This is a genomic window from Candidimonas humi, from assembly GCF_019166065.1.
GTDB classification, from domain to species: domain Bacteria; phylum Pseudomonadota; class Gammaproteobacteria; order Burkholderiales; family Burkholderiaceae_B; genus Candidimonas; species Candidimonas humi.
On the sequence record NZ_JAHTBN010000011.1, the window covers coordinates 19,158 to 32,929 of the forward strand.

General features: G+C 66.0%; 13 protein-coding genes. 4 read left to right on the plus strand and 9 right to left on the minus strand.

Going from position 1 to position 13,772, the window contains the following annotated elements; all coding sequences use genetic code 11:
* Nucleotides 1–165: 165 nt before the first annotated feature.
* Both KVP10_RS18345 and KVP10_RS18350 read left to right on the plus strand, forming a co-directional pair.
* Nucleotides 166–1,074 (plus strand): hydroxymethylglutaryl-CoA lyase, encoded by a 909-nt coding sequence (locus tag KVP10_RS18345; protein WP_217966191.1) that lies wholly within the window; start codon nucleotides 166–168, stop codon nucleotides 1,072–1,074.
* Nucleotides 1,075–1,161: 87 nt separating this feature from the next.
* Entirely contained in the window at nucleotides 1,162–1,683 is a 522-nt protein-coding gene (locus KVP10_RS18350; protein WP_246600827.1) for a hypothetical protein, read from the plus strand.
* Nucleotides 1,684–1,843: 160 nt separating this feature from the next.
* On the opposite strand, the gene KVP10_RS18355 is transcribed toward KVP10_RS18350, so the two are convergent.
* The 6 genes from KVP10_RS18355 to KVP10_RS18380 all read right to left on the minus strand — a co-directional run bounded on the left by KVP10_RS18355 (nucleotide 1,844) and on the right by KVP10_RS18380 (nucleotide 7,979).
* Nucleotides 1,844–2,860: an amino acid ABC transporter substrate-binding protein gene (locus KVP10_RS18355; protein ID WP_217966192.1), complete on the minus strand. Its 1,017-nt coding sequence runs from the start codon at nucleotides 2,858–2,860 to the stop codon at nucleotides 1,844–1,846.
* A gap of 410 nt (nucleotides 2,861–3,270) precedes the next feature.
* Nucleotides 3,271–4,236, minus strand: a complete 966-nt coding sequence (locus KVP10_RS18360) for a Bug family tripartite tricarboxylate transporter substrate binding protein (protein WP_217966193.1) — start codon at nucleotides 4,234–4,236, stop codon at nucleotides 3,271–3,273.
* A gap of 178 nt (nucleotides 4,237–4,414) precedes the next feature.
* Nucleotides 4,415–5,212 carry an amino acid ABC transporter ATP-binding protein gene (locus tag KVP10_RS18365; protein WP_217966272.1) on the minus strand — a complete coding sequence of 266 codons (798 nt, stop codon included), beginning with the start codon at nucleotides 5,210–5,212 and terminating at the stop codon, nucleotides 4,415–4,417.
* A gap of 55 nt (nucleotides 5,213–5,267) precedes the next feature.
* Nucleotides 5,268–6,071 carry an amino acid ABC transporter permease gene (locus KVP10_RS18370; RefSeq protein WP_217966194.1) on the minus strand — a complete coding sequence of 268 codons (804 nt, stop codon included), beginning with the start codon at nucleotides 6,069–6,071 and terminating at the stop codon, nucleotides 5,268–5,270.
* Nucleotides 6,072–6,111: 40 nt separating this feature from the next.
* Nucleotides 6,112–6,945, minus strand: a complete 834-nt coding sequence (locus KVP10_RS18375) for an ABC transporter substrate-binding protein (protein ID WP_217966195.1) — start codon at nucleotides 6,943–6,945, stop codon at nucleotides 6,112–6,114.
* A gap of 311 nt (nucleotides 6,946–7,256) precedes the next feature.
* Nucleotides 7,257–7,979, minus strand: coding sequence for a YggS family pyridoxal phosphate-dependent enzyme (locus KVP10_RS18380; RefSeq protein ID WP_217966273.1), 723 nt, complete (start codon nucleotides 7,977–7,979; stop codon nucleotides 7,257–7,259).
* Between the two features lie 177 nt (nucleotides 7,980–8,156).
* Here KVP10_RS18380 and KVP10_RS18385 point away from each other — a divergent pair, with 177 nt between their 5' ends.
* Nucleotides 8,157–8,642 carry an acyl-CoA thioesterase gene (locus tag KVP10_RS18385; protein ID WP_217966196.1) on the plus strand — a complete coding sequence of 162 codons (486 nt, stop codon included), beginning with the start codon at nucleotides 8,157–8,159 and terminating at the stop codon, nucleotides 8,640–8,642.
* Nucleotides 8,643–8,832: 190 nt separating this feature from the next.
* Here the strand turns inward: KVP10_RS18385 and KVP10_RS18390 are convergent, their stop codons facing one another.
* From KVP10_RS18390 to KVP10_RS18400, 3 genes are read right to left on the minus strand one after another with little or no spacing between them, the layout of a single operon-like run.
* On the minus strand, nucleotides 8,833–10,128 hold the full coding sequence (locus KVP10_RS18390) for a sulfate adenylyltransferase subunit 1 (protein ID WP_217966197.1): 1,296 nt from the start codon (nucleotides 10,126–10,128) through the stop codon (nucleotides 8,833–8,835).
* The gene (gene cysD / locus KVP10_RS18395) at nucleotides 10,128–11,036 is read right to left on the minus strand and encodes a sulfate adenylyltransferase subunit CysD (protein ID WP_217966198.1); all 909 of its coding nucleotides are present in this window, start codon (nucleotides 11,034–11,036) and stop codon (nucleotides 10,128–10,130) included. The genes KVP10_RS18390 and cysD overlap by 1 nt, the downstream gene beginning before the upstream one ends.
* A 13-nt stretch (nucleotides 11,037–11,049) precedes the next feature.
* Nucleotides 11,050–11,865 carry a phosphoadenylyl-sulfate reductase gene (locus KVP10_RS18400; RefSeq protein ID WP_376810986.1) on the minus strand — a complete coding sequence of 272 codons (816 nt, stop codon included), beginning with the start codon at nucleotides 11,863–11,865 and terminating at the stop codon, nucleotides 11,050–11,052.
* 608 nt (nucleotides 11,866–12,473) lie between these two features.
* On the opposite strand from KVP10_RS18400, the gene KVP10_RS18405 reads away from it, so the two are divergent.
* Nucleotides 12,474–13,763, plus strand: a complete 1,290-nt coding sequence (locus tag KVP10_RS18405; RefSeq protein ID WP_217966199.1) for a Glu/Leu/Phe/Val family dehydrogenase — start codon at nucleotides 12,474–12,476, stop codon at nucleotides 13,761–13,763.
* Nucleotides 13,764–13,772 lie beyond the last annotated feature (9 nt).

Sequence of the window (13,772 nt, forward strand, 5' to 3'; positions counted from 1 at the left end):
GCGGAACTGGCGGCCCGGTCCATGGGCCTGCCGCGGCGACACCGCAGCCCGGCTCGACGCCGCAGCAAAAACCGCGGCTGGGCTCGATGTCACGGCATCGCTTGTTCTCGCCGGAGCGATTGCCTGTTCTCACCGGGACAATATCAATCACCAGGAAGGCTATCCATGTCTCTACCAGCCAAAGTCAAGATCGTCGAAGTCTCGCCGCGCGACGGCCTGCAGAACGAAAAAGAGTTCATCGCCACCGAGGTCAAGATCGAGCTCGTCGACCGCCTGTCGGCGGCAGGCTTTCCCAATATCGAGGCCGCCTCCTTCGTCTCGCCCAAGTGGGTGCCGCAAATGGCTGACGGCGCCGAGGTAATGCGCGGCATCGAGCGCCGGCCGGGCACTATCTATTCGGTGCTCACCCCCAACCTGCGGGGCTTCGAAGGCGCCCTGGCCACGCGGGCCGACGAAGTAGTGATATTCGGCGCAGCCAGCGAGGCTTTTTCGCAGAAGAACATCAACTGCACGATCGCGGAATCGATCGCGCGCTTCGAACCCGTGGCGCAGGCGGCCAAGCAGGCCGGCGTGCGCCTGCGCGGCAGCATCAGTTGCGCGCTGGGCTGCCCCTACCAGGGCGAGGTGCCGATAGAATCCGTGGTCGACGTGGCCAGGCGCCTGCTGGCGCTGGGCTGCGACGAGATCGACGTCGCCGACACCATAGGCGTGGGCACTGCCACGCGCGTGCACCAGGTAATGGAGGCAGTCACCAAAGTGGTCGACCCGGCGCGGGTTTCGGGCCATTTCCACGACACTTACGGCCAGTCGCTGGCCAATATCCTGGCGGCCATGGAAACAGGCATCAGCATCTTCCATACATCCGTGGCGGGTCTGGGCGGCTGTCCCTACGCCAAGGGGGCGACCGGCAATGTCGCCACCGAAGACGTGCTGTACATGATGGACGGCCTGGGCGTGGACACCGGCGTGGACCTGAACGAAGTGGTCGACATCGGCATGTGGATCTCCGCAAGCATAGGCCGCAAGACCTCGAGCCGCGCCGGCAATGCGCTGGCGGCCCGCAAGGCGGCCTGATAGATGGGCAATAGCGGCGAACCCTTAAACCATGCAGGCGGCGCGGCGCCTGCCGGGTCCGATCCCAGCCAGTTGGAAAAGACAGCAATGATCTCCTCCGCCCCGGACGGCAATCCGGCGCCCGCAAGCGGCGAGCCGGGACTGGGTGCCGGCGGCCCCGACGCCGAAGAACGCGCCGCCCTTCTGCGCGACATCGGGCCGCTGCCGCTGCGCGGCACCGCGTGGCCCACGCTCATCAAGGTCATGGCCTGGGCGGTGCTGATCATCGTCGGCATGCAAATCACGCACTTTGCCACCGGCCCGCACAGGCACGATGTCAGTCCCATCGCCGCGGCGGTGGTGATAGTCTGCTTCCTGGCCCTGCTGATCGTGGCGCGCTTCATGCTGGTGTCCGAAACCCGCATCACGCAGGACGGCATCGAGCAAAGCTGGATACGGCGGCGCCGCATCGCATGGGACGACATCCTGTTCGTCAGGTTCATACCCATGCTGACTTCGAAGCGGCTGATCTGCTTCAGCCGCCACGGCCGGCCGGTGGTGTTCCAGGCCGGCACCCGCGAACTGCAGGCCGCGTTCCACCGCATCGCCCAGGTCTACCGGCGCCGATAGCGGCGCCTTGGCGCCACGGGTCCTGCGCCCGAATCTGTCCTGCGCCCCGAACCCGCCCTGCGCCCATGGGCGCGAACGGCAACGGGGGCTGCCCGACACCCGACACGGCAGAAAAGCATGGCCGGCCCGTTCAAGGCCGGCCCGGCGGTTCAGCCCGGCATCAGTTCAGCGGCGGGGCGTACATCAGGCCGCCCTTGGTCCACAAGGCGTTCAGGCCGCGCTGCAGCTTGAGCGGGCTGCCCATGCCGACATTGCGCTCGAAGCTCTCGCCGTAATTGCCGACCTGCTTGATGATGTTGTAGGCCCACTTCTCGTCGACGCCCATGTTCTTGCCCGCGCCGGGAATCACGCCCAGCAGGCGCCGCACGTCGGGGTTCTTGCTGTCCAGGTTCTGGTCGACATTCTTCGAGGTCAGCCCGAGCTCTTCGGCATCGATCATCGCGTACAGGGACCACTGCACGATATTCAGCCAGTTGTCGTCGCCCTGGCGCACATAGGGCCCGAGCGGCTCTTTGGAGATGATCTCGGGCAGCACCATGTAGTCATCGGGCTTGCTGAGCTTGGAAATGCGGATCGACGCCAGGCCGGAGGCATCGGTGGTGAAGACGTCGCAGCGCCCGGCTGCGAAGGCGTTGACGACCTCGTTGAACTGCTCGATGACCACCGGCTTGTAGTGGACGCCGTTGGCGCGCGCCCAGTCGGCCATGGTGTTTTCGTTGGAGGTACCGGTCTGCATGCAGACCGTCGCACCGTCGAGTTCCTTGGCGCTCTTGACGTTGAGTGACTTGGGCACCAGGAAGCCCTGGCCGTCGTAGTAATTGATGCCGGCATGGATCGCGCCCAGCGCCGTATCGCGCTGCTGCGTGACGGTGGTGTTGCGCGCCAGCAGGTCGATCTCGCCAGACTGCAGCGCGGTGAAGCGCTGCTGCGAATTCAGCGGCACCGCCTTGAACTTGGAGGCATCGCCCAGCGTGGCCGCGGCCACGGCGCGGCACATATCGATGTCCAGCCCCTTCCATTCGCCCTTGGAATCGGGTGCCGAAAAGCCCGCAAAACCGGTGGTCACGCCGCACTGCACGTAGCCGCGCTTCTTGACCACGTCCAGCGTGCCGGCGCAGGCCAACTGGGTCACGGAATACATCAGCAGCGCGGCGGCCGCGTACTTGGCGTAACGCATGAACATCCCCTATGAGAATCCCTGAAATGAAGCTTCATGGCGATCTTACCGCAATCGGTGGCCTTGCAATCCGCAATCGGCAACGCTGCAATCGAAGCCAGGACCTGCTCACTGTATCCCCAAATGTATTCCTCCAAAACAAAAGGCCCGAGTCCGGCGCAATGCCGAACCCAGGCCTTGGGGCTTGGGCTGCCGACCGCCCGGCTTGCAGGGGCCGGATCAACGGGTGGGTTTTTTGCCGCCGGGCCGCCCCAAGGCAAAAAGCGCCCCCTTGGGGATGAGCCCCGACATGGCGCAGTCCCTGCGGACTGCGCTGTGCCTGGCGAATCCGAGCGGCATGCAAAGCCGCGAGGTGGAAAGCAAGCCGAAGGCGCAGCGTGGGGGTATTTTTCCCCCCGCCTATTGCCGCTTCAGTCCAGCTTGATGCCCGCGGTCTTGATCACCTTGGCCCATTCGGCTTCCTGGTCATCGGAATACTTCTTGAATTCCGCCGGCGACATGGGCATGGGTTCCACGCCGATAGCGCGGATCTTGCCGTCGATCAGCGGGCTCTTGAGCACGGCCTCGAGGTCGGTGCTGATCTTGGTCACGACGTCGGCCGGCAGCTTGGCCGGGCCGACCAGGCCCTGCCAGGCGTAGGCATTGAAGTTCTTGACGCCCGCCTCGGCCATGGTCGGCACATTGGGCAGCAGGGGAATGCGCTGTGGCGTGGCGGTGGCCAGCACGCGGATCTTGCCGGCCTTGATATTGGCATAGGCCGAGGCCGAATCCACGAACGCCATGTCGACCTGGCCGCCCAGCAGGTCGGTCATGGCCGGGGCGGCGCCCTTGTAGGGCACGTTGACGATCTTCACGCCGGCGCGCTGGTTGAACATTTCCAGCGCCAGGTGGTGCGGCGAGCCGTTGCCCGCCGAGGCGGAGGTCAGCTTGCCGGGCGATTTGCGCGCGGCGGCCAGCACATCGGCCAACGATTTGAAGGGCGACTTTTCATTGACGGCCAGCATCAGGGGAAAGCGCGCCAGGCCGCCGATGTAGGTGAACTTGGCCGGGTCGTACTGCAGATGGGAATAGAGCGAAGGGTTGTAGGCCAGGGTGCCGGAATCGGCGGTGCCTATGGTGTAGCCGTCGGGCCTGGCTTTCTCGACATAGGTGGCGCCGATGATAGTGCCCGCGCCCGGCTTGTTCTCGACGATGACGTTGGTGCCGAGCTTCTTCTGGAGTTCGGCCGCCACCATGCGCGCGATCACGTCCGAACCACCGCCCGCGGCATAGGGCACCACCCAGTTCACCGGCGAGCTCGGCCAGGACGCGGCGGAGGCAATGCCGGCAATGCTCAGGGCCGATGCGGCCACGAGCCCTTTCAACAATCTGGACATGGGAAAACTCCTCAAGGCTGGCTGGCCCGCGTGGTGCAGCACCATACGATACGGGCCGGGTTCGGATTCATTATTCATGGCCGGCGCGTTCTTGCGCCGTATCCGCATGTATTACGCATGGCATAACACGATTATGCGAACCAGCAAGGATTATGCCGGAAGCCCGGGGCGCCAGGCATTAGGAAATACCATCATCCCCGTGCGCCGCCTGGCGCGCATCGGCCGCGATGACGCGCGACAGGAAGGCCCGGGTGCGCTCGTGGCGCGGGCGCATCAGCACTTCGCCGGGCGGCCCCGATTCGACGATGACGCCGCCGTCCATGAACGCGATGGTGTCGCCGACATCGCGGGCGAATGCTATTTCGTGGGTCACGACCACCATCGTCATGCCGTCCTCGGCCAGGCCGCGCATCACCGCCAGCACCTCGTCGACGAGTTCGGGGTCGAGCGCCGAGGTGGGCTCGTCGAACAGCATGAGGCGCGGCCGCATGGCCAGCGCCCGCGCGATGGCGACCCGCTGCTGCTGCCCGCCCGACAGGCGGGCCGGATAGGCCTGGGCCTTGGCCTGCATGCCCACGCGAGTAAGCAGCGCCTGCGCGTGCTCGACCGCCTGGGCCCGGCTTTCGCCTTTGACGCGCATCGGCGCCTCGATGACGTTTTCCAGCACCGTCATGTGCGGAAACAGGTTGAAGCGCTGGAACACCATGCCTATGGCCGAGCGCTGGCGGCAGACGTCGCGCTCGCCCAGTTCGTACAAACGGTCGCCGCGGGCCCGGTAGCCCATCAGCTCGCCGTCGACCCAGAGCTGGCCGCCGTCTATTTTTTCCAGATGGTTGATGCAGCGCAGGAAGGTGCTCTTGCCCGAACCCGAAGGACCGATCAGGCACAATACCTCGCCGGCGGCGACTTCCAGGCCTATGCCCTTGAGCACCTCGTCGCGCCCGTAGCGCTTGTGCACATCGACGGCGCGCACCATGGGCCGCGGCGCGGCCTCGCGGCCCGCGAGCCCCGGTTTTCCGGCGACAAGGGTGTCAGCGTGCGCCATGCCCCGTCCCCGAGCGCGCCAGGCGCCGCTCTACGAAATATTGGCCGATACTGGTGATGGTGGTCAGCACCAGGTACCAGAAAGTGGCCACCAGCATCAGTTCTATGGTGTGCAGGTTGGCCGAGGAGATGTTCTCGGCGGCCGTCAGCAGGTCGCCCCCGGCGATCACGGACACCAGCGAAGTGGCCTTGAGCAGCGAGATGAACTGGTTGCCCGCCGGCGGGATGATGACGCGCAGGGCCTGCGGCAGGATGATGCGCCGCATGGCCAGCGCGCGCCTCATGCCCAGCGCCTGCGAGGCCTCGTATTGGCCATGATCGACCGCCAGCAGCCCGGCGCGCATGATCTCGGCCATGTAGGCGCCTTCGTTCAGGCCCAGGGCAACCACCGAGGCGACGAAGGGCGTCATCAGCGTATTGGTGTCGAACGGGCCTATGTGCTGGAACAGCAGCGCCAGGTTGCCCCACAGCAGGATCTGCACCAGCAGCGGGGTGCCGCGCACCAGCCAGGTATAGAAGCCGCTGCTCAGGCGCAGCACCGGGCTGGACGACAGGCGCATCAGCGCCAGCACCGTGCCCAGGGCCAGGCCGATGATTTCCGCCAGCACCGCCAGCACCACCGTGGTGCGCAGGCCCTGCATGATGGCCGGCGCGAACTGGTATTGCGCGATGACGGGGTGCTGGATGTTGGGATTGCGGAATACGGATATGGCCAGCAGCACCAGCAGCACGCCCACGACCGCGCTGCCCGTCCAGAGCCAGGGGCGCCGCAACGGAACGATGCGCGTCATGCGGGCCGTCCGGCTCGGGCGGCGGGGCGCTGGCCCTTGGTCATAGCTTGAGGTTCTTGCCGGCGTTGATCGTGGCCGACTTCAGTGCGCCGCCCTCGACCCCGTATTTCTGCAGGATCTTGAGGTAGCTGCCGTCGGCGATCAGGGCGTTCAGGGACTTTTGCAACTGGTCGCGCAAGGCGGTGTCGTCCTTGGCCACGCTGATGCCCAGCGGCACCGGCTGGTATTCATGGCCGGCCACCACATCGAACAGATTGCCGTTCTCGGCCGTCTTGGCCAGGTAGACCATGACCGGCGAGTTGCCCAGGAATGCCGCCACGCGGCCGGTCTGGACTTGCAGGCGGGCGTCCGAAGGCTGGGCGTACTGCATGTTCTTGATGGGCGGCTTGCCGGCGGCGGCGCACTTGGCGCTCATTTCGTCGACCAGCGCCAGTTGCGTCGAGCCCTGCACCGTGGAAACCGTCATGCCGCACATGGTTTCCAGGCTCTGGACATGCTGCGGGTTGCCCTTCTTGATCAGCAGCATGGTGCCGAGGTTGAAGAAGTCGACGAAGTCCACCAGCTTTTCGCGCGCGGGCGTATCGTTCATCAGCGTGAAGGAGATGTCGATGCGCTTGGCCTGCATGGCCGGCAGCAGGCCGCTGAAGGGCATGGCCTTGAAGACGATCTCGCGGCCCATCTGCTTGCTCATGGCCGCGGCCAGGTCGACGATGACGCCCTGCAGCGTGGTGCCGTCCGAGGCATAGGAAATCATCGGCGGGCTATTGGTGATGGAACCGGCCGTGATCGGGGCCGCGGCCTGCGCCGCCAGCGGCAGTGTCGCGTACACCGCGGGCAGCACGGCGGCCAACATGAGTTTCTGGAAATATCGCATCGTTGCTCCTGGTTTTCGTTTCTTGTGTCGAAGCATGGTAGATGCCCACGCCGTCCGGCCCGCCGCCGCATGAGGCCGCGGCGAAGTCCGCGAAAATTCTAGCAGAAGCCCGGCCGCCGTGGCATTGCGCTGCAGCGGGCGAGATACCCTGGCCCGGCGCGCGAATCCGGCTCGCGGCGCGGGCTCGTGCACGGCTGCGGCATGGCTTAGCCGCCTGTATGCCCGTCCGTCCGCCTGCCTATTCGCCTATGCGACTGTTCGCCCGTACCCCTGTCCGCCAACCGAAGGCCAGGCGCGCCGCCCATGCGGGCCTATGCTGCCCCCGGCTCACGCGCCGGGTAGCTGCGCGCACCGAACAGCGCCGAACCGATGCGGACCTCAGTCGAGCCCTCTTCGATGGCCAGCTCGAAGTCGCCGCTCATGCCCATGGACAGGCGCTCCAGGCCCTGGAAACCGTCCTCGCGCAGGCGTTCGCGCAATATACGCAAGCTGCGAAAGCAAGCCCGCACCGCCTGCGGGTCGTCGGACTGCACGGCCAGGGTCATGAGGCCGCGCGGACGCAGCGCCTGGAACGCGGCGAGCTGGCGCAGGAAGTCCGGCAAGCAGGCTGGGTCGAGCCCGAACTTGCTGGGTTCGGGCGAGGTCTTGACCTGCACCAGCACGTCCAGCGCCCGGCCTTCTTTCTGCAGGCGCTGGTCCAGTTCGCGCGCCAGTTCGATCCGGTCGAGCGACTGCACTTCGGCCGCCAGCCGTGCCGCGTCGCGGGCCTTGTTGGTCTGCAGGTGGCCGATCATCACCCATTGCGGCGCGTCGGTGCCGAACTGCGCGGCCTTCTGGCGCATCTCCTGGGTCTTGTTCTCGCCGAAGCGACGCAGCCCCAGGGCCATGGCCTGGCGCAGCGCCTCGACGCCGAAGGTCTTGCTGACCGGCAGCAGCGTCACCTCGCCGGGCGCACGCCCCGCGCGGGCGCAGGCCGCGGCGATGCGCTCGCGTATCGCCGCAAGGCGGCTTTCCATGGAATCCGGTATCGGCATATCTGTCGTCATTGCACACTATATTTTTTCGTCGGGCGCTACTACTGTACTTCTTCTTTTTGCTTTACTTCTTTACAGTAACGGTCTTGCCCGGAAATCTCCGGGACGCCGCGGCGGATTTTATCCGCGTACGGCGCCCGCCCCCACCTTTTTGCCCTACGCACGGACCGCCACGCCATGAACGACGCCTCGCACCAGATTTCCATGACCATACTCATGACGCCGGACATGGCCAATTTCTCCGGCAATGTCCACGGCGGCTCGATACTCAAGCACCTGGACCTGGTGGCCTATGCCTGTGCCAGCCGTTATGCGGGCACGTACGTGGTCACGCTCTCGGTCGACCAGGTAATGTTCCGCCAACCCATACACGTGGGCGAGCTGGTCACCTTCCACGCCTCGGTGAACTATACCGGCCGCACTTCCATGGAAATCGGCATCAAGGTCGTCACCGAAGACATACGGCGCAAGCTGGTGCGCCATACGAACAGTTGCTATTTCACGATGATCGCGGTCGACGACCAGGGCGTCCCGGTGGAAGTGCCGCCGCTGGTCCCCGCCACCGAGGAAGAAAAGACGCGCTTCAAGGCGGCGCAGCTGCGCCGCGAGCTGCGCCAGGAAATGGAGCGCAGGCACCAGGAAATCAAGCGCGAAGTGGGCTGAGGCGCGGCGGCCGACGAGCGAAGGCGGAGATGGCCGGGATGGCCAGAATGGCCAGAATGGCGGGGCCATGATCGGGCCCCGTCGCGACGGACGCAAGACCAAGTAGCGGCATGGGCGTGGCATGCAAAGCACATGCCACGCCCGCTGGGTATATGGCCGATGACAGGCCGACGAACGGCCGGCCCCGTCTTCAGCGCACCATGCCGGCGGCGGCGGTCTGGTGGGTGGCGGCGTCGATCAGGATGAAGGCCCCGGTGGCCGCCTGCTCGTCGTAAGGGTCCAGGGCCAGCGCCTCGCGTGTGGACACAGTCACCCGTCCGATGTCGTTCATGGCCAGGGCGCCGCCGGCGCCCACGTCCTGCAACTCGTGGATGTCGCGCCGCGTATGCACGGCCTTGATGCGCGCCTGGGTCAGGCGCGTGCCCTGCTTGAGCCAGTATTGGCGCACGGGGCTCAGGGCCTGCTGGTCGAGCCAGCAGAGTTCGGCCTCGAATTCGCGCGCCACCCGCACCGGCGCATCCTGCGCGACGATGAGGTCGCCGCGCGACACATCGATGTCGCGATCCAGCACCACCGCAACGCTGTCGCCGGCATGCACCGTATCGACGTCGCGATCGAACTGCACCAAACGCGCCACCCTGGCGCCGGCGCCGGCCGGCAGTACCTTGATTTCGTCGCCCACCGACAAGCTGCCGGCGGCGAGCCTGCCCGCATAGCCGCGGAAATCATCCACCGCATGCCCGTCGTGGCGGATCACCCACTGCACGAAAAAACGCGCCTCGGCCCGCGGCAGCGCGCCGCCGACCGGCAGGTTCTCCAGCAGGGCCAGCAGCGGCAGGCCGTCGTACCAGGGCGTATGCTCGGAGCGGCGCACCACATTGCCGCCTTCCAGCGCCGACAGGGGCACGATATGGAAATGGGCAATGCCCAGCCTGGCCGCCAATTCGGCATAGGCGGCGCGTATGCGCTCGAACACCTGCGGGTCCCAGCCGACCAGGTCCATTTTGTTGACCGCCACCACGATGTGGCGCAAGCCCAGCAGGTGCGCCAGCGCCGTGTGGCGCTTGGTCTGCGGCAGCAGCTTGCCGTCGGTCACGCGGCTGGCGTCGATCAGGATCACGGCCACTTCGGCGGTAGAGGCGCCGGTCACCATATTGCGTGTGTATTGCTCGTGGCCCGGCGCATCGGCGACGATGAACTTGCGCAGCGGCGTGGCGAAATAACGGTAGGCCACGTCGATGGTGATGCCCTGCTCGCGCTCGGCCTCCAGGCCGTCGGTCAGCAGCGACAGATCGATCTCGCTGGCGGCGGCCCGCTTGTACTTGGAACGCGAAATGGCCGCCAGCTGGTCGGCGAACACGCCCTTGCTGTCGTACAGCAGGCGGCCGATCAGGGTGGACTTGCCATCGTCGACCGAGCCCGCAGTGATCAGGCGCAGCACGCCGGAGTCGGCCGCCGACAGCCAGGATTCATTGACTGCATTCATTAGAAATACCCCAGTTTCTTGCGACGCTCCATCGATGCCTCGGAGGTCTGGTCGTCCATGCGCGTGGCACCGCGCTCGGTGATGGTGGTGATGGCGGTCTCGGCGATGATGGCCTCGGGACTGGCCGCGGTCGAGGCCACGGGGCAGGTGCAGGAGATATCGCCCACGGTGCGGAAACGCACGCTGCGCGTCTCCACCGCCTCGCCCGGCTTGGGCGGCGTGAGCCGCGTCACCGGCACCAGCATGCCGTTGCGCTCGACCACCTGGCGCTGGTGCGAGTAATAGATGGAAGGCAGGCTCAGCCCCTCGCGCCGGATGTACTGCCAGACGTCCAGCTCGGTCCAGTTCGAAATGGGGAAGACCCGCATGTTCTCGCCCTTGTGGACCTTGGTGTTGAACAGGTTCCAGAGTTCCGGGCGCTGCGCCTTGGGGTCCCACTGCCCGAATTCATCGCGAAACGAGAACACGCGCTCTTTGGCGCGGGCCTTTTCCTCGTCGCGCCGCGCCCCGCCTATGCAGGCGTCGAAGCCGAATTCCTCTATGGCCTCGAGCAGCGTAGTGGCCTGCGCGGCGTTGCGCGAATCGGTCTCGCGGCGCAACACCACGCTGCCGCGCGCGATGGAATCTTCGACGCTGCGCACGATCAGGCGCTCGCCCAGCTCGGCGACGCGGCGGTCGCGGAACTCGATGACCTCGTCGAAATTGTGGCCCGTGTCGATGTGCATCAGGGGAAACGGAAAGCCCGCCGGCCGGAAAGCCTTTTCGGCCAGGCGCAGCAGCACCACGGAATCCTTGCCGCCCGAGAACAGCAGCACCGGCCGTTCGCACTCGGCGGCCACCTCGCGCAATATATATATGGCTTCGGATTCCAGCCAGTCCAGGTGCGTACGCGATGAGATATCGCCCATGTTTCGTTTCCTCTTAAATACCTAGTTTCTGCGCGGCGGCCTCTGCCGCCGCCGGCACCGGCGCGTCGGCGCCGTTCGTATCCGCTTGATCGCCGCCTTGCGCATCGGCCGCCACGGCTGCCCCACCGGCGCCGGCCGGCGCCATATTGCCGGCATGCAGTCCGCACTCCAGCGAGTCGCGCTGTTCCCACCACCAGCGGCCGGCGCGCACGTCCTCGCCCACGCGCACGGCGCGTGTACAGGGTTCGCAGCCTATGGAGGGATAGCCCTGGTCGTGCAGCGGGTTGTAGGGAATGTCCAGGCCGCGGATGGCGCCCCAGAGCTGCGCTTGCGTCCAGGCCGCCAGCGGGTTGTATTTGCGCAGGCCGAACAGCGCGTCGAATTCGGCTTCCGACAGCTCGGTGCGTGTCGCCGACTGCTCGCGCCGCTGTCCCGTGAGCCAGGCCGAATGGCCCGCCAGGGCGCGGCGCAGCGGCTCGACCTTGCGTATGCCGCAACAGGCCTTGCGCAGCTCCAGGCTTTCATAGAAAGCGTATTCGCCATGTTGCCGCACATGTGCGCTCACGGCCGCCTCGTCGGGGCGCACGCGGCGCACTTCGATGCCGTAGCGCCCGGCAATCACGGCGATCATGCCCAGCGTCTCGGCGTGCAGGCGCCCGGTGTCCAGGGTAAAGACCTCGATGGGCGCGCGCGCCTCGGCGATGGCATGCAGCAGCAGCATGTCCTCGGCTGCCAGCGAGGATGCAAAGACCGCGTCCGGATGGCGCGCGCCTATCGCCGCCACTCGCTCGACCAAGGCCGTCCATAGGTCCGCCGCTTCCGGCGACAGGCCGGGCCGCGACAGGCCGGGCCGGGCCGCTACGGGACGCGCCTGATCGGGGCGCCAAAGCCCGGTCCGCGCCGTGTCTGGCGCCGCGGCGGGCGAGGCCGCAACAGGGTGTGGAATCGTAGTCGTGCTCACGAGATGCCTGATGCCGGACCCCAGGACGCGGACGTGCCGGCATCCCGAGGCGATATTTGGGGGAGCTCCAGTGTGGCCGCTGCATGCGCACAAAGGAACGAATTATTCGTTAGCTGTTTATGGTCACGGGACATTAATCCCCCCGCACATAAGCTCATGGGCCGCGGGTGAGAAGCCTGGTTCCGATTTTTGTATCGCGGGGGGCTTGCACGGCTTGCGCCTCGTCCCGGCCTGAACAGGGCATCGCCGCAACACCCGCGACTCGATTTCTGTTTTTTTAATATGTCCCTATTTAATTATTTATAGATTAAAAAGGGGACGTATTAATATATCGGCACTATAATCAGCATGAGCACCGGCCGTGACGACGCCAAGCAAGCCGCGGCCGGCCCGTACACCCGGCTCCGGCATTGCCGCCGGCCCATATACCGACATTGCCTATTTCCGTTTCGTCTCTTCCAAGCAAAGGCCATCAAATGTCCACACAAGCGTCGCACGCCCTTCCCTCTTATCTGGATCCCGCCAACCTCGGGCCCTGGGGCATCTACCTCGAGCAAGTGGACAGGGTCGCGCCCTACCTGGGGCGCCTGGGCAAATGGGTCGAAACGCTCAAGCGCCCCAAGCGCGCCCTGATCGTCGACATACCGGTAGAACTGGACGACGGCACAGTGGCCCATTTCGAGGGCTACCGGGTGCAGCACAACGTGTCGCGCGGGCCCGGCAAAGGGGGGGTGCGCTTCCACCAGGACGTCACGCTGTCCGAAGTCATGGCGCTGGCCGCCTGGATGTCGGTCAAGAATGCGGCGGTCAACCTGCCCTTCGGCGGAGCCAAGGGCGGCGTGCGCATCGATCCGCGCAAGTTCTCGATGGCCGAACTCGAAAAAATCACGCGCCGCTACACCAGCGAGATCGGCGTCATTATCGGCCCCAATAAAGACATCCCGGCGCCCGACGTCAACACCAACGCCCAGACCATGGCCTGGATGATGGACACTTATTCCATGAACGAAGGGGCCACCGCCACCGGGGTCGTCACCGGCAAGCCGGTCGCGCTGGGCGGCAGCCTGGGGCGTGTCGAGGCCACCGGCCGCGGCGTATTCGTGGTGGGTTGCGAGGCCGCGCGCGAACACGGCATCACCCTGCAGGGCGCGCGCGTGATCGTGCAAGGCTTCGGCAATGTGGGCGGCACGGCGGCGCGCCTGTTCTACCAGCTAGGCGCCCATGTCATCGCCGTGCAAGACCATACCGGCTGCGTGCACAACGCCAAGGGGCTGAACATCCTGGCCCTGCTCGACCATGTCGAAAAACATGGCGGGGTGGCCGGCGCCCCCGACTGCGACAGCCTGACGGCCGAGGAATTCTGGGGGCTCGAGACCGAGATCCTGATCCCGGCCGCGCTCGAAGGCCAGATCACCCGCCACAACGCCGACCTGATCCGCGCGGCCATCGTGGTCGAAGGCGCCAATGGCCCCACCACGCCGGAAGCCGACGACATCCTGGCAGCCAAAGGCACCATCATCGTCCCCGACGTCATCGCCAATGCCGGCGGCGTGACGGTCAGCTACTTCGAATGGGTGCAGGACTTCTCCAGCTTCTTCTGGACCGAAACCGAGATCAACCACCGGCTCGAGGCCATGATGCGCTCGGCCTACACCTCGATTTCGGCGGTGGCCCGCGAGCACGGCGTCAGCATGCGCACCGCCGCCTACATCGTGGCCTGCTCGCGCATCCTGGAAGCCCGCGAAGTGCGCGGGCTCTATCCCTGAGCAGCGCGA